The organism is Arthrobacter sp. Bi83 (genome assembly GCF_918698095.1).
In the GTDB taxonomy this organism is placed as follows: Bacteria; Actinomycetota; Actinomycetes; order Actinomycetales; family Micrococcaceae; genus Arthrobacter.
In genome coordinates, this window is the sequence record NZ_CAKKLY010000001.1 from 258630 (window position 1) to 274354 (window position 15725).

Annotated in this window: 14 protein-coding genes; 4 read left to right on the forward strand and 10 right to left on the reverse strand. The window is 65.8% G+C overall.

Going from position 1 to position 15725, the window contains the following annotated elements:
* Window positions 1-698 precede the first annotated feature (698 nt).
* The 3 genes from acnA to LQ144_RS01255 form a co-directional block, all read right to left on the reverse strand.
* The gene (acnA, locus tag LQ144_RS01245; RefSeq protein WP_230116743.1) at window positions 699-3509 is read right to left on the reverse strand and encodes an aconitate hydratase AcnA; all 2811 of its coding nucleotides are present in this window, start codon (window positions 3507-3509) and stop codon (window positions 699-701) included.
* Between the two features lie 154 nt (window positions 3510-3663).
* The gene (locus LQ144_RS01250) at window positions 3664-5031 is read right to left on the reverse strand and encodes a TRAM domain-containing protein (protein ID WP_230116744.1); all 1368 of its coding nucleotides are present in this window, start codon (window positions 5029-5031) and stop codon (window positions 3664-3666) included.
* Window positions 5028-7004: an APC family permease gene (locus LQ144_RS01255; RefSeq protein ID WP_230116787.1), complete on the reverse strand. Its 1977-nt coding sequence runs from the start codon at window positions 7002-7004 to the stop codon at window positions 5028-5030. Before LQ144_RS01255 ends, LQ144_RS01250 begins: the two co-directional genes overlap by 4 nt.
* A gap of 94 nt (window positions 7005-7098) precedes the next feature.
* Here LQ144_RS01255 and LQ144_RS01260 point away from each other — a divergent pair, with 94 nt between their 5' ends.
* On the forward strand, window positions 7099-7770 hold the full coding sequence (locus LQ144_RS01260) for a TrkA family potassium uptake protein (protein ID WP_230116745.1): 672 nt from the start codon (window positions 7099-7101) through the stop codon (window positions 7768-7770).
* Window positions 7771-8553, forward strand: a complete 783-nt coding sequence (locus LQ144_RS01265) for a TrkA family potassium uptake protein (RefSeq protein WP_230116746.1) — start codon at window positions 7771-7773, stop codon at window positions 8551-8553. It begins immediately after the preceding gene.
* Here LQ144_RS01265 and LQ144_RS01270 read toward each other — a convergent pair.
* From LQ144_RS01270 to dut, 4 genes are all read right to left on the reverse strand, one after another.
* A complete protein-coding gene (locus tag LQ144_RS01270) occupies window positions 8520-9278 on the reverse strand; it encodes a DUF3159 domain-containing protein (RefSeq protein WP_230116747.1) in 759 nt (252 codons plus the stop codon). The genes LQ144_RS01265 and LQ144_RS01270 overlap by 34 nt on opposite strands.
* On the reverse strand, window positions 9275-9715 hold the full coding sequence (locus tag LQ144_RS01275; protein ID WP_230116748.1) for a hypothetical protein: 441 nt from the start codon (window positions 9713-9715) through the stop codon (window positions 9275-9277). Before LQ144_RS01275 ends, LQ144_RS01270 begins: the two co-directional genes overlap by 4 nt.
* The gene (locus LQ144_RS01280) at window positions 9708-10427 is read right to left on the reverse strand and encodes a DUF3710 domain-containing protein (RefSeq protein ID WP_230116749.1); all 720 of its coding nucleotides are present in this window, start codon (window positions 10425-10427) and stop codon (window positions 9708-9710) included. The genes LQ144_RS01275 and LQ144_RS01280 overlap by 8 nt, the downstream gene beginning before the upstream one ends.
* Before the next feature lie 146 nt (window positions 10428-10573).
* Window positions 10574-11101 carry a dUTP diphosphatase gene (dut, locus tag LQ144_RS01285; protein ID WP_230116788.1) on the reverse strand — a complete coding sequence of 176 codons (528 nt, stop codon included), beginning with the start codon at window positions 11099-11101 and terminating at the stop codon, window positions 10574-10576.
* 142 nt (window positions 11102-11243) lie between these two features.
* On the opposite strand from dut, the gene LQ144_RS01290 reads away from it, so the two are divergent.
* Window positions 11244-11732, forward strand: coding sequence for a DUF3093 domain-containing protein (locus LQ144_RS01290; protein ID WP_230116750.1), 489 nt, complete (start codon window positions 11244-11246; stop codon window positions 11730-11732).
* An 11-nt stretch (window positions 11733-11743) separates the two neighbouring features.
* Here LQ144_RS01290 and LQ144_RS01295 read toward each other — a convergent pair whose 3' ends face one another.
* Window positions 11744-12043 (reverse strand): DUF4193 domain-containing protein, encoded by a 300-nt coding sequence (locus LQ144_RS01295; protein ID WP_230116751.1) that lies wholly within the window; start codon window positions 12041-12043, stop codon window positions 11744-11746.
* Between the two features lie 280 nt (window positions 12044-12323).
* On the opposite strand from LQ144_RS01295, the gene sepH reads away from it, so the two are divergent.
* Window positions 12324-13712, forward strand: coding sequence for a septation protein SepH (gene sepH, locus LQ144_RS01300; RefSeq protein WP_230116752.1), 1389 nt, complete (start codon window positions 12324-12326; stop codon window positions 13710-13712).
* 7 nt (window positions 13713-13719) lie between these two features.
* Here the strand turns inward: sepH and LQ144_RS01305 are convergent, their stop codons facing one another.
* The gene (locus LQ144_RS01305; RefSeq protein ID WP_230116753.1) at window positions 13720-14475 is read right to left on the reverse strand and encodes a thymidine kinase; all 756 of its coding nucleotides are present in this window, start codon (window positions 14473-14475) and stop codon (window positions 13720-13722) included.
* Window positions 14468-15724, reverse strand: a complete 1257-nt coding sequence (locus LQ144_RS01310; protein ID WP_230116754.1) for a nucleotide pyrophosphatase/phosphodiesterase family protein — start codon at window positions 15722-15724, stop codon at window positions 14468-14470. The genes LQ144_RS01305 and LQ144_RS01310 overlap by 8 nt, the downstream gene beginning before the upstream one ends.
* Window position 15725: the final 1 nt, after the last annotated feature.

Here is a 15725-nt window from a genome sequence, read left to right on the forward strand (position 1 = left end):
AGGAGGGCAGCGGACTGGCCCCAGGGCCCGTATTCCATCATCCCGAGACTCTGAAATGGAAGATCCTCCATTCGATGTCCGAAACGCCCACCGGTACTGTCGGATCTTGAAAGCCCGCCGGTCCCCCATCGGTGGGCTTTCTTGCGCCCTGGGGAAGAAGAGGCTGGAATGCTACGTTCAAGATTCGGCAGCGGGTTCAGGCACGAGTGCCGTTGGAGAGGGCGATATTGAAGCTGAGCTTGCCTGCGTGTTCGGGCTGAAAATTGCCGTCCTGATTTCGATGACGACGCGGCGGCTTCACCGCACCAAAGGTAGCGTGCAGCGGCGCTCCCCCAAAGAGAAACCTCTCTGACCTTCAAGGGCGTTTTTGGTGGGGGCCGACTCGCGGTGCGGCCAGACGTACGTCGGCTTTGGGTGGCAGTTAACACCCGGGTTCGCCCCCTAAGACGCGCCGACCCGCATTTATGGGAAACGTCCTGGAAGTTGAGGAACCGCCCGGTGCTCACACTCCCCCAAGGTGGAAATTGCGTGATGTGGTCGGCACTTTCGCCCGTAGCAGAGGGGACGCCAACAGGAGCTCACCAACAGCAAGTGCCCCGCCAGGCCGAAGCCTGACGGGGCACTTATGCGGGACCCTAGTGTGACCGCCGGTGACAGCGAGTCAGCGACCAGATGCTCTGGTATCCGAGCCGATCAGCTCAAGAACCGCTAATTTGCCGAAGCACGTACTGCAGGATGCCGCCGTTGCGGTAGTAGTCGGCCTCGCCCGGGGTATCGATGCGGAGAACCGCATCGAAGGACTTGGCGGTGCCGTCTTCAGCCGTGGCGGTCACCTTGAGCGTCTTCGGCGTGGTGCCTTCGTTCAGGGCTGTCACGCCCTCAACCGCGAAGGTCTCCGTACCGGTCAGTCCGAGCGTGGCAGCGGACTCGCCTGCCGGGAACTGCAGCGGAAGGACGCCCATGCCGATCAGGTTGGAGCGGTGGATGCGCTCGTAGCTCTCGGCGACGACGGCCTTGACGCCCAGCAGGGCGGTGCCCTTGGCGGCCCAGTCACGGGATGAGCCGGAGCCGTACTCCTTGCCCGCCAGGACCACCAGCGGGGTGCCGGCTGCCTGGTAGTTCTGGGCTGCGTCGTAAACGTACGCCTGCGGACCGTCTGCCTGGCTGAAGTCGCGGGTGAAGCCACCCTCGACGCCGTCAAGCAGCTGGTTCTTGATGCGGATGTTGGCGAACGTGCCGCGGATCATGACCTCGTGGTTGCCACGGCGCGAGCCGTAGGAGTTGAAGTCCTTGCGCTCCACACCGTTGGCCAGCAGGTACTGGCCGGCAGGGGTGTCCGACTTGAACGAACCAGCCGGGGAGATGTGGTCGGTGGTGACCGAATCGCCGAGCTTGAGCAGCACGCGGGCGCCGGAGATGTCAGTGACGGGCTCCGGCTGTGCCTTCATGCCCTCGAAGTACGGGGGCTTCCGGACGTACGTGGATTTCTCGTCCCAGGCGAAAGTGTCGCCGGCCGGGGTGTCGAGTGCTTTCCAGCGGTCGTCGCCGTCGAAGACGCCCTCGTAGCCGCGGGCAAACATTTCCTTGTCAATCGAGGAATCGATGACCTGCTGGACCTCGACCGGGTTCGGCCAGATGTCCTTCAGGAAGACGTCGTTGCCGGCCTCGTCCTGGCCCAGGGCGTCGGTGTCGAAGTCGAAGTCCATGGAACCGGCCAAGGCGTAGGCGATGACCAGCGGCGGGGACGCCAAGTAGTTCATCTTCACGTCCGGGTTGATGCGGCCTTCGAAGTTGCGGTTGCCCGAGAGCACAGCGGTGACGGAAAGGTCGTTGGCCTGGATGGCCTCGGAGATTTCCGCGTCCAGCGGGCCGGAGTTACCGATGCAGGTGGCGCAGCCGTAGCCCACGATGTAGAAGCCGAGCTTCTCCAAGTAGGGGGTCAGGCCGGACTTCTCGTAGTAGTCGGTGACAACCTTAGAGCCAGGGGCTACGGAGGTCTTGACCCACGGCTTGGAGGCCAGGCCCTTGTCGACGGCGTTGCGTGCCAACAGTGCGGCCGCAAGCATCACGGACGGGTTGGACGTGTTGGTGCAGGACGTGATCGAGGCGATCGACACGGCACCGTGGTCCAGCTCGAACTCGCGGCCATCTTCGGTGACCACGTGGACGGGGCTGGACGGACGGCCTTCGGCGCCGTTGGCGGCCGACTCAACGCGTGCAGTTTCCGTGGTGTGGGAATCAGCGTGGGTGAAGGAGGGCGGATCGGAGGCCGGGAAGGACTCTTCCAGGGACTCGTCCACGCTGCCGTCTTCGATGCTGACGTAGTTGTGGATGTCCTTGCGGAACTGCTCCTTCGCGTCCGTGAGCTCGATGCGGTCCTGGGGACGCTTCGGGCCGGAGATGGAGGGAACAACCGTGGACAGGTCCAGCTCGAGGTACTCGGAGAACTTGATCTCGCGGGAAGGATCGTGCCAGAGGCCCTGTTCCTTCGCGTAGGACTCAACCAGGGCGACGTTCTCGTCCGAGCGGCCGGTGAGGCGCAGGTAGTCCAACGTGACGTCGTCGATCGGGAACATTGCGGCCGTGGAGCCGAACTCCGGGCTCATGTTGCCGATCGTGGCGCGGTTGGCCAGCGGCACTGCCGCCACACCTTCGCCGTAGAACTCCACGAACTTGCCCACCACACCGTGCTTGCGCAGCTGTTCCGTGATGGTCAGCACGACGTCCGTGGCGGTGGCGCCGGCCGGGATGGAGCCGGTCAGCTTGAAACCGACGACGCGCGGGATGAGCATCGACACGGGCTGGCCCAGCATGGCCGCCTCGGCTTCAATGCCGCCGACGCCCCAGCCGAGCACACCGAGGCCGTTGACCATGGTGGTGTGCGAGTCGGTGCCGACGCAGGTGTCGGGGTAGGCGCGCAGTGCGCCATCAACCTCGCGGGTCATGACGGTGCGGGCCAGGTACTCGATGTTGACCTGGTGCACGATGCCGGTTCCCGGCGGGACAACCTTGAAGTCGTCAAACGCGGTCTGGCCCCAGCGCAGGAACTGGTAGCGCTCACCATTACGCTGGTATTCGATCTCCATGTTGCGCTCCAGTGCGCCGGAGTTACCGAAGACGTCGATCTGCACTGAGTGGTCAATCACCATCTCGGCAGGTGCCAGCGGGTTCACCCTCTTCGGATCGCCGCCAAGCTCCTTGACCGCCTCACGCATGGTGGCCAGGTCCACTACGCAGGGCACGCCAGTGAAGTCCTGCATGATCACGCGCGCCGGCGTGAACTGGATTTCAGTGTCGGGCTCGGCGCTGGGATCCCAGCCGGCCAGTGCTCGGACGTGATCGGCCGTGATGTTCGCGCCGTCCTCGGTCCTCAACAGGTTTTCAAGCAATACCTTGAGGCTGAACGGAAGGTTTTCTGCACCTTCAACGGAGTTCAACCGGAAAATTTCGTATTCGGTACCGGCTACATTAAGTTTGCCTTTTGAACCGAAGCTGTCCACAATGCTCATCGCAGGACTCCTCTCGCAACAGTTTCATCTTTGTCGCGCGGTAGACCGCTTGCTAGTTAGGTCATCCTAATTAGTACAAGGTCTTACAAAAGAGCATGGGGTCAGCCGAGAATACGGCGCGCGACGTGGGACTACTAGGCCCATCCTAGTCACATCAGCCGCGGGGAGTCAGCAGAGCCACGGTCTCCAGATGGTGCGTGTGCGGGTACAGGTCGAACGCCCGAAGCGCCGAGAGGGACCAGCCGCCCTGCTGGAAGTACCCGATGTCTCGGGCAAACGATGCAGGGTCGCAGGACACGTAGGCGATGGCACGCGGGTTTGCGGCCATCAGCTGGCTGACGACTGCCTTGCCTGCACCGGCACGCGGCGGATCCAGCAGGAGGGCGTCAAAGCTGCGGGGGTTCTGGCGCAGCACGCGCTCCACGCGGCCCTGCACAATTTCCACCTGTGGGGCACTGTGCAGGTTTTTCCGCGCGTCCCGGCTCGTTCCGGGTGCACCTTCCACCGACAGCACCGAACCCGTCTCACCAACGGCGTCGGCAAGCGGTGCCGTGAACAGCCCGGCCCCGGCATAGAGGTCGGCGACCGCCGCACCCGGCTCCAGGAACCCGCCGTCGTGCAGGAAGCCGGTCACGGCCCCCACCAGCGTTTCAGGGGCGTCGCGGTGGATCTGCCAGAAGCCGGCACCCGTGACCCTGTAGTCGTGTCCCGCCGCTGACTCCTGCACCCAGGTCCGGCCTCGCAGCTGCAGCGTCTCGTCATTAGTGGGGTCGTAGCTGGCTACTGAGACCTCCGCCGGAAGCTGTGCCAGGATGGTGCTGAGCCGTTTGGCGCGGGTGCCGGGCGCTGGAGCGAGGAGCACGAGCGGCCGCGAACCGTTGGCCGGTGCAGCCACTTCAACGCGCTCGATGCCCTGCAGGTCGATGTCCCACAGACGCAGGTCGTTCACGGCCGCGACCGCCAGCGGCATCTCCCTGACCGGAATAACCTGCTCCGAACGGTGGGCGTGCATGCCCAGCTTGCCGCCGGCGGTGACCGCAAAACCTGCCCGGGTCCGCCACGCGAGGCCCGCACCGCCGTCGTTCGTATCACCGCTGTCCGCGGCCGCGGCGCCCACAGCTTCCACCTCGGGAGAAAGTTCGACGCCGGCCAGCCGCTTGAGCTGTTCGGCCAGCACGTCGGACTTGAGGCGCCTCTGGCGCTCGAGGGAGATGTGTCCCAGTTCGGCGCCGCCGACCGGCGGCCGCCCGTGCTCCCACGACGTGAGTGAATCCGCCACCCGCCAGAAGTGCGGCACACGGTCCGGTGACGGCTCCAGGACCTCCACGACGTCGCCGCGCCAGAACTTGGCCGACTCCCCCGCGTCCGTCAGCCGGATTCGTGCTTTCTCGCCGGGGACGCCGTGGCGGACGAAAACAACGCGCCCCTCGTGCCGCGCGACGCAATGGCCGCCGTGGGCCACGGGGCCGATGTCCACCACCAGTTCCACGCCGGCTGAGGAGGTCATGGTGTCGGGGTTCATTGGATGTCCTGCAGTTTCTTTGCTTCTTCGGAGGATTTGAGCTGCCACGGGACACTGGCCACCATGACGCCGGGTTCAAAGTGGAGCCTGGTCTTGATCCGCAGGGCAGTCTGGTTGTGGACCAGCTGCTCCCACCATTTGCCCACCACATACTCGGGGATGTACACGACGATGAGGTCGCGGGGCGAGTCCCTTCGCATGCTCTTGATGTAGTCCATGATGGGCGTGATGGTCTCGCGATAGGGGCTCGCGAGCACGGTCAGCGGCACCGGGATTTCGAGCTTTTCCCAGTCGGCAAGCGTGTGCGCGGTTTCCTCGGCGTTGATGTCCACCGTGATCGCATCCAGCCGGGACGGACGCGAGGCACGGGCATAGGCCAGGGCCCGCAGAACGGGCTTGCGGACGTGGGACACGAGCAGCACGGCGTGGACCCGCGTGGGCAGTGCTCGCGGTGAGGAGTCCTCGTCCACGGCCAGTTCCTTCGCCACGTTGTCGTAATGGGCGCGGATGCTCCACATGATGAGGAACAGGACAAACATGGCCAGCAGGGCAATCCATGCGCCCTGTTCGAACTTGGTGATGAGCACGATCACCAGCACGAGGGCCGTCATGCCGAAGCCGATCATGTTGATGGTGCGGGACTTGATCATGCGGCGCCGCAGTGCCTTGTCCTTGGCCAGTTTCAACTCGCGGCCCCAGTGCCGGACCATGCCGATCTGGCTGGCTGTGAAGGATATGAAGACGCCGACGATGTAGAGCTGGATGAGCTTGGTGACGTCCGCGTTGAAGGCGAGGATCAGCACGAGCGCGCCGGCGGCCAGCGCGAGGACGCCGTTGCTGAACGCCAGCCTGTCGCCGCGGGTGCGGAGCTGGCGGGGAAGGTAGCCGTCCTGGGCCAGGATGGATCCCAGGACCGGAAAGCCGTTGAAGGCCGTGTTGGAGGCAAAGACGAGGATGACGCCGGTGGCGGCCACCACGATGTAGAACGGGATCGAGCCGGCCCCGAAAATGGTCTGCGCAATCTGGCTGATGGCCGGGTTCTGGATGTAGTCCTCCGGCAGCGGCTTGCCGTTCAGCAGGAATTCCTTGGCCGGGTCCAGAACAATGTGGACCTTCGTGGCGTTGGCAAGATAGATGATGCCCGCCAGCATGGCCGAACCGATGACTCCGAGCAGCAGCAGCGTGGTGGCCGCGTTCTTGCTCTTGGGCTTTTGGAAGTTCGGCACGCCGTTACTGATGGCTTCCACGCCGGTCAGGGCTGCAGCTCCGGAGGAAAATGCACGCAGCAGCAGGAAGGCCCCGGCCAGGCCGACGAGGCCCTGGTCGAAACCGGGGTCCGGAACAATCGTGAACGCCGCCGACGGCGCCTGGCGCAGCTGCCCTGTGACAGCCTGGAAGACCCCGACGATGGTCATGCCCAGGATTGATGCCATGAAGATATAGGTGGGGACTGCAAAAACGCTGCCCGCTTCCTTGATGCCGCGCAGGTTCACGAGCGCCAGCACCACCACACCGATGGTCGCGATCATGGCCTGCTGGCCGTGGAGCGAGGGTATCGCCGTGGTGAGGTACGCGGCCGCTGACGACATTGACACGGCCACGGTCAGCACGTAGTCAACGAGCAGGGCAGAGGCAACGGTCAGCCCGGCATACTTTCCCAGGTTCACGTTGGCGATCTCGTAGTCGCCGCCGCCGGAGGGGTAGGCGTGCACGTTCTGCCGGTAGGACGCCACGACCGTCAGGAGCACCACCATGACGGCCAGGCCAACCAGCGGGGACAGCGCCACCGCGCTTACGCCCGCCAGGGCCAGGGTGAGCAGGATTTCGTCCGGCGCATAGGCAACCGACGATAACGCGTCCGAGGCGAAGATGGGGAGCGCGATCCGCTTCGGCAGGAGCGTGTGGGCCAGCCGGTCGTTCCGGAAGGGCCTCCCCACCAGCACCCGCTTCACGGCATTCAGAATTGTCAGCACCACACAAAGTTAGTCTGATTCGCACGCGATGTCATGGCGGGATTCCGGCGGTAGAGTCTTACGGAGCAGTCGGCGAGAAGTTGAGGAGACACGGGTGGCGCACTTCGTGATCATGGGTTGTGGGCGCGTGGGGGCTACCTTGGCGCACACGCTGGAGGACGCAGGCCATTCAGTGGCCATTATCGACCAGGATGACAGGGCCTTCCGCCGGCTCCGTTCGGGCTTCACCGGCAGGAAAGTCACCGGCGTCGGATTCGACCGGGACACGCTGAAGCAGGCCGGAGTTGCCGAGGCGTACGCTTTCGCAGCGGTCTCCAGCGGTGACAACTCCAACATCCTTGCCACCCGCGTGGCACGCGAGACCTTCCATGTGCCTCATGTGGTTGCCAGGATCTATGACCCGGGCCGGGCCGAAATCTACCAGCGGCTTGGCATCCCCACGGTGGCCGCCGTGCGCTGGAGCGCGGACCAGGTCCTGCGCCGGATCCTGCCGGAACAGCACCTCGCCGGCGACTTCCGCGAACCGTCCGGCAGGCTCGTCCTGGCCGAAATCGACCTCGATCCTGGCTGGATCGGCCATGCCGTGTCCGCCATCGAAAAGGCCGCCGATATGCGCATCGCGTACCTGACGCGGTTCGGCGAAGGGATGCTTCCCTCTCCGGGCACCTCGTACCAGGACGGCGATACGGTCCACGCCATGCTGCGCCTGGACCGCAGCGCCGAAGTAGCCCATATTCTGGCCAAAGCACCCGCCAAGGAGTCTTAAGTGAAAGTCGTCATCGTCGGAGCCGGAAGCGTCGGTTCCTCGATCGCCCGTGAGCTGCTGGCCCACAAGCACGAGATTCTGCTGATCGATCTCAAGCCGGAAGTCATTGGCCGGAGCGGGCTGCGGGGAGCGCATTGGCTGGTCGGCGACGCCTGCGAACTGAGCACCCTGCAGGACGCGAAGCTCGACGACGCTGACGTGGTGGTCTCGGCCACCGGTGATGACAAGGTCAACCTCGTCGTGTCGCTGCTGGCCAAGACCGAATTCGGCGTCGGCCGCACGGTCGGGCGGGTCAACAACCCGAAGAATGACTGGATGTTCAATGATTCCTGGGGCGTCGACGTCGCGGTTAACACGCCGCAGCTCATGACGGCGCTGGTCGAGGAAGCGGTGGAGATCGGTGACCTCGTCCGCCTGCTCACGCTGCAGACCGGCGTTTCGTCCCTCGTGGAGTTCACGGTGCCGCACGACTCGCACGCCATCGGGCTCACCGTGGGTGACATTGACTGGCCGGAGGACTCAACGCTCGTGGCCATCCTCCGCGACCAGGCACCTATTACGCCCAGCCGGGACGACGTCATTGACGGCGGCGACGAGCTGTTCTTCGTCACCACGATTGCCGCGGAAGACCAGTTGCGTGAACTGCTCTCGCCTGGATCACGCGACGAGCCGAACCATGCCGACGAGCCGGAAACGGCAGAGTCAGCCGACGTTCCCGCCGGGGCGGCCGTCCAGCGGACGGGGCTGGATCAGTCGGTAGAGGACGACGGCTTCGACGGCTGAGTCCCGGGCACGGTGGCCGGCCTGGTGATCAGCCAGGCCAGCCACACGCCCAGGATGTACAGCGGCGCCCCCATGATGAGCCTCGTGGTAGCCAGCGCCGCGAGACCGTCCTGGCCCATGAGGTACAGCGGCACCTGCACCAGAAGGCGAAGCGCCAGCACCCCGACGATGATCCACGTGCCCAGCCGGTAGGCGCGTACCCGTGCCGGGCTTTGACGCCAGTCAAGGCCTTCGTTTCTGATGAAGCCGAAGAGCAGCCCGGCAATGGGCCACCTGACGGCGATCGAGATGACCATCGCGAGGATGTACGCCGCGTTGGTCAGGAATCCGGGAAGGTAGAAATCCTCCGCCTTGCCGGTGCTGTTGGCAAGCCAGGCGGATATGCCGACGCCGACGACTCCGGCCAGGGCCTGGGTCAGCGGGCGGCGTTGGACGAGCCGCACCACGGTAAACACAGTGGCAGCAGCGAGGGCTGCAATGAGCGAGGGCGTCAAAGCAGCCGTGAGCGTGAAGCTGATAAGGAACACCAGGCCAGGAAGAATGCTCTCTGCGATCCCCTGGTAGCCGCCGGCGCTCTTCAGGACGTCAATGCGGCCATCATCCGTGCGGTGCAAACCTGCCTTGGATGCGTAGCCCTCGGCAAGTCCCGCAAGGCCCGGAGCGTCCGGCACGGACTTGGGTTCCGGCCGTTCGGTTCCCGGTTCAGGGTTTTCAGGCGATGTCATTGGTTCTCCTGGCGGGACAATATCTCGTAGCGGGGATTGAACATGGTTGGCACACCGTCCCGCACGGTCAGCATGCCCTCCAGCCGGACTTCCGTCCCGGCGTCGATGCCGGGAACCCGGCGGCGCCCCAGCCAAATGACCCGCAGCCGGCCGCGCTGGGTCATTGACAGCCGGTTCCTGCCCGTGCCCGCCGACGGCGCCGCAGAGGATTCCGCCGGCAGTGCCGGGACCGCCGTTGCCGTGGACGGTGAAATTCGCGCCCGCGTCGCCCCGGCAGGAATGTCGTGGTCTGTCACCATGACGGTGAATGCCGCCACCTGGGTGGCGGGCACATAGGTCACCGATTCGATGAATCCGTGACACAGCACGTGGCCCCGCTCCGGCAGCCCCCTGATGGGCACCGGCTCGACCTGCGGGTGGCTGCCGGCATCAACCAATCTGGGTGATCTCCGGACCGCGCTCAGGCTGCTGGAACTCCGGGGCCCCGGGAGGCACGGATCCCGTGGCGTCCTTGGGCAGACGCAGCTGCAGGAGATCCCGTGGGGGCATGGGGTTGTCGCCGCGGATCACCACAATCTTGCGGAAAAGCTCCTCGAGACCGGCCGCGGCGTCGCGGTTCAGTGCCGCTTCGCCGCCGAACACGCCGCGGAGGAACCAGCGCGGACCGTCAACGCCGATAAAGCGGGCAACGCGGTATCCCTGGCTGCCGTCGCTGATGCCAGAGGGGAGCTTGGCCACGAGCTCCGTGCCGAAGCCGCCCTGGATCTCTTCCACCTGGCCGCCCTGGCCGCCCACCGACTGGCCGATCTGCTCGCGGATCTCGTCCCACAGGCCTTCGGAACGCGGTGCGGCGAAGGCCTGCAACTGCAGGCTCGACCCCTCCAGGTCCATGGTTACTGCCACCACCCGCTGGGTGGCCTCCTCGACCTCAAGCCGCAGCTGTAGCCCGTCCCGGGGTGCAATGAGCAGGGCACCCAGATCCACATAGCCGTCCCTGTTGCTGATCTCTGAGACATCGAAGGGGCCGGTGGCGCTGCGTCCGGATGTTTCCGTGGCGTCGTCAGCGGCATCGGCGGCGTTGCCCTCGCGGACTTCCGCCGGCTCTGTGGCCTCTTCCTTCTTGGCTTTCCTGCCACGCCCAAAAACCATGGGGTTGTCTCCTTAGTTGTGATCTTGTCGCGCCGGCCGCGCGGGCGCCGCATCTTGTCTTCGCTGACCGCCGGGCGCGCTGTCCGGGAGGCTTCGCCCGCCGGAAACGCTCAGGGTTTCCGGCGTGGGCCGTTTCCGCTGCGGAACTAGGCGCCAGGAACGGCGAAGCCGCCCGTGGAGCCGAAGCCTCCGGCACCGCGGACAGAGTCGCTCAACTCCCCCACGGCAACGAACTGCGCGTACTCCACACGCTGGATGACCATCTGTGCAATTCTATCGCCGCGCCGGAGTTCTATGGCCTTGTCCTTGTCCGTGTTCAGCAGCGTCACCGCGATTTCACCGCGGTAGCCCGCATCGACAGTTCCCGGCGCGTTGACCACCGTCAGCCCGTGTTTCGTGGCAAGGCCAGAGCGCGGGTGGATCAGTGCCACAAAGCCGTCCGGCAGGGCGATCGACACCCCGGTGGGCACCAGGCGCCGCTCCCCCGGTTCCAGGACCACATCCTCGCGGGCGCGCAGGTCTGCCCCGGCGTCACCGGGGTGGGCGTAGGACGGCGCCGCCAGGCCGGCGTCGAGCATTTTCAGTTGAACCTGCACAGTTGGGGCTCCATATTCTGCTGCGGGCGGCGCTTCCGCTGTTGCGGGTGACGCAGCTCCAGGTGCCGCATGCCGCAGCGGAGGCGTAATGGCTGTTATTTCGTCAGTCACAGTTCCTCACTCTATCGCCCGGGGGCGCCATAGTCCTACCGGCCCGGCGCCCTGGCGGGACCGAACCGGCCGGGATGAAATGGCACGGCAAAGATGGAAAGCTGGGTGCATGCCCGAATCAAGCGCAGCCGTGCCTGCACACCACCAGCCTTCACAGGATGACACCGTACTTTTCACCGAAAAGCTGTGGCCGGGAGCCTGGATCTGGCTGGTCGCTGCGGGCTTGGCCAGCGCCGGCATTCTGGTGTTCGCCCCCATCAGCATGACCGCGGGAATCACGGCGGCCGTAGTCCTGTTCGCCGTCGAGACGGCCCTGCTGGTACTATCCACGCCTGCGCTGACAGTGACGGCCCGGACGCTTCAGGTGGGCCGGGCCAGCATTGAACGCGGGCTCACCGGACCTGCGGAGGCGTTCCGCGGCAAGGAAGCCACTGCCGAACGCGGCACGCGCCTCAACGGCCTCGCTTACCTGTGCATCCGCGGCTGGATAGATCCGGTGGTCCGGATTGAAATCAACGACACCTCGGATCCCACCCCGTACTGGCTGACCTCCACCCGCCGCCCGGATGAACTGGTGGCAGCACTCAACGCAAGGTAGTTCGCCGGGCCTCAGCCTTCGCAGTCGCGGCAGTACAGGTGGCCGTCCTTTTCACGGGCGATCTGCGAACGGTGCCGGACCAGGAAGCATGAGGAACATGTGAATTCGTCGGCCTGGGCGGGCATGACGCGGACCAGCAGTTCCTCACCGGACAGGTCTGCCCCGGGCAGCTCATACCCCTCAGCGAGGTCGGTTTCGTCTTCTTCAACCACTGCCGTCGGTTTGTCGGCACGGCGGGTCTTCAGCTCCTCAATCGAGTCCTCGTTGAGGTCCTCTTCCGACTTCCTCGGCGCGTCATAGTCTGTCGCCATGGCCTGCTGCTCACACTCCGTTGACTCGGGTGGGTAATTCAACGTGCACAACGCCGGACGCCGCCAGTTTGTGCCCGGTCCGGGGCACATTTTTCCCTAAGCTGCAGGGAAAAGCCATACCTGCGCCCAAGCAGTCTTCAGCGGCTTCCCACCGCCGGCGGCAATGCGTCCCTGTGGCCGAAAGTCCCGGAATTTCGCGGCGCGCCCTTCGTCCTAACAGGAAAAGACAGGCTTGGGTGGCAGAGTTTCGATTGATAGTAATGCCAGGGTGGAGGATTGTATGCAGGATCTACGGCTTGTAGGCGTCCACGACGACGGGGAGCATCTCCTGTTGTGCGGCACCGGCGGCGAGATGTTCCAGCTGCCGATCAATGAAGCTTTACGGCTGGCGGCAAGCCGGCCTGCCGTGCGGGCATCGGCCGCGCCGGTTGTGGCCATGTCCCCGCGCGATATCCAGGCCAGGATCCGGAGCGGCTCAACGGCCGCCGAGGTTGCGGCTGCGTCCGGAATGCCGCTGGAAAAGGTTGAACGGTACGAGGGACCGGTCTTGGCCGAACGCGAGTACGTAGCCCAGCAGGCCCGCAAAGTGGAGGTCGCGACTCCCGCTCCCGGCCACGACATCTACCGGGCGGCCTTCGGCGATCATCCGGCCACTTTGGCGGACATGGTGGCCCACCGCCTGACCGCCCACGGCATTGAGTCCTCCACGCTGGAATGGGATTCCTGGCGGCGCCCGGACGGAACCTGGACGGTCGTGGCGAGGTTCGATGCCCAGCCGGGCGGCCATTCCAGCATCGGCGAAGAGCCTCCGGCCATGTGGACGTTCAATCCCTCCCGCAAGTCGCTGCAGAATGCCAACCGTTGGGCGCAGCAGCTCAGTGAGCTTGAACCCCTGGACGGTCCGGTTCCCGCACGCCGCCTGTCAGCGGTTTCAGACCGCCCCTTCGATTTTGAAACGGACGCCGAAACTGCCGCCCGGAACGGAGCAGAGCAGCAGAAGGAGGCCGACGGCCTGCTGGACATGCTGCGCTCCCGGAGGGGGCAGCGGCTTGGCTTGGATGAGAACAGCGACGACGCCCTGGCGCTCCTGCTGACCAACGGGGTCCCGGCGGCCCACCCGAGGCTGCCGGAAATTCCTCACGGATCCGGCGCGGATGCGGAAGAACCAGAACCGGAGGCCGCGGAAGCGGAATCATCCGATTCGCCGGCAGCCCAGTTTGGTCCGCTGACCCGACGGCGTGACGGCCGGCCCTCCATGCTGTCCCGCCTCAGCCTCGCACCCCAGCACCAGGATTCAGCCGACGATTCCCTCAAGCTTCACGACGGCGTCAGCACTGATACGCGGGAAATCACCATCGTCCCGTCCCCTCTTCGCCCGGCCGGCACTGCGGGCAAGGAAGGTCCGGCCGCCCCGGCGGCCACGGACAAGCCAATGAACCCGCCGGCGGACAGTCCGGACCGACCTGCCGGCGGTAACGTCGGTCTTGACGAGCTGCTCGGCGGGGGAACCCCCCGGCGCCGGCTGGACGCCGGCAGGTCCGCAACGGACCAGGGTTCATCCGCGCGTCCGGAACCGGACCGGGACGAACCTGAGCGCCAGCCGTCAAGGCCGAAGCGCTCCAGCGTGCCGAGCTGGGACGAAATAGTCTTCGGCACCAGGGGCGACTAGGTCGCGTTCAGCCGTCGGCAGCCGTCCTGCCGGCACGGCTGCCGGCTCCCTGCCACAAGCAGGCGTCGACGTCGAACGGAAGCAGCTGGTCCTGCTGGGCCATGATGTTGGCGCCGTGGGCGGTGACGCGGCGCATGAAGTGGCGACGGCAGAGCGTCTCGTAGCCAACGACCGGCACCTGACTCGAACTTGTGGAATCGGTCTCCGCACCGGAAACCGCCATATCGCCGCCCATCTCGACGTCGCCCACCACCACCTGGGCACCCTTCATGACCATGACGCCGTCTACCGTCCGGGCATTGTGCGTGGCACGCCGCCCGCACCAGCAGAGGGCCTCCACCTGGAGGACCTGCACGCGGTCCGCCAGTTCAATAAGCCGCTGTGAACCGGGGAACAGCCGGGTCCGGAAGTCCGCGGTGATTCCAAAGGCGAAGACGTCAACATCGATCTCGTCCACGACACGTGCCAACTGCTCCACCTGCCCAGGCGAGTAGAACTGTGCTTCGTCGCAGATGAGGTAGTCGACGCGGATCCCCTGGGTCCGGCGGAGTACCACTTCGTCCCAGAAGTCCGTGGTGTCCACGACCTCCACGGCGTCCGTTTCGAGCCCCAGACGGCTTGAGATCCGGGAGCCGCCGGCGCGGTCATTGCAGCTGAAGCGGACCCCGCCGCGTCCGCGGGCACGGTGGTTGTAGTCCATCTGAAGGGCAAGGGTGGACTTTCCGCAGTCCATGGTTCCCGAGAAGAAGACGAGCTCAGCCACGGGCTCCCCTGCGGCCGGGGGCCTTGCCCGCAGCCTGGAAGCATAGCAGCGGCACTTCGCGTTCCGCCTTGGTCAGGGAGCCGTGCTGCCCCACCACTTCCATGGCCGTGGGGCGCACGCGGCGTGTGTCGTAGAAAGCCAGCGCATCGCGGGCGGCGATCATGACGTCTCCGACCCGCCGTTCCACGGCCGGCCTGACCTGCCCGAACAGGCCGGCGGCAATCGCCTCTTCCCGGGTAAAGGCCCAGATCCGGTCACCGAACCGGCCGCGCCAGGCGTCAAGCAAGCGCTGCCGGGTGGTACCGCCGTCGCCGTTCCAGGCATCGTCCTCAAGGTACAGGTGGAGCATTCGCGGCTCCCCTGCAGTGTGCCTGACACCGGCCACGAGCGCCGGGTCGGCGGAGTAGTCGATCCGCTGGGCTTCGGCCACATCGAGCATGCCGTGGTCGGCCGTGACCAGCACAGTGGTTCCGGCCGGAAGAGTCGCGTGGAGGCGCTTGACCGTGGCGTCCAGCTCCTCGAGCTGGTGCTCCCACTGCGGCGATTGGGACCCGTAGCGATGGCCGGCCTTGTCGAGGTCGTTCACGTAGAAGTACATGAGGGAAGCGTCGGAGCCCGCCATCACCTCGGCCGCGGCAGCGGTCCGGGCGTGCGAGGTGGTCGCCGAAACGAACGTGCCGCCCCGGAGGGCAGCCCTTGTCATGGGCGAGTCGCCGAATTGGGGAAGGCTGACGGTGGTGACGTCGACCTGCTCCGCGGCGCGTTCAAAAACTGTGGGGAAAGGCTGCCAGTCATGGGGGTCCACGTCGGCGTCCCAGTTTCCCAGCATGTTGACCACCTTGTCCTGGGACGGATCAAGGACGTCGTATCCCACGAGTCCGTGCTGGCCGGGAGCCAGGCCCGTGCCAAGGCTCGCGAGGGAGGCCGCCGTGGTGGACGGGAACGCGGAGTCCAGCCACACCGGCACCGCCCCCTGGCCCTGCTGCATGACGTCGCGAAGGAAGGGTGTGTGGGCGGACTTTTGTTTCAGGAGGCTGCGGCCCAGCCCGTCGGCGAGGACAACGCAGATTCGCTTGGCCGGTGGCAGGCCGAGCCTGTTTTCGAAGCCGTCGACCCCGAGGCTCGCCGCGGCGCTGCCCAGCACCTCGGCAACGGAACGCCGGCCGTAGGCGGGTGCGGGCGGAAGCGACGGTGCTGCGGAAAGTGTCAACGGGGCGGCGGGGGTGGGGAGGTCGTGGTCGGGCCCCATT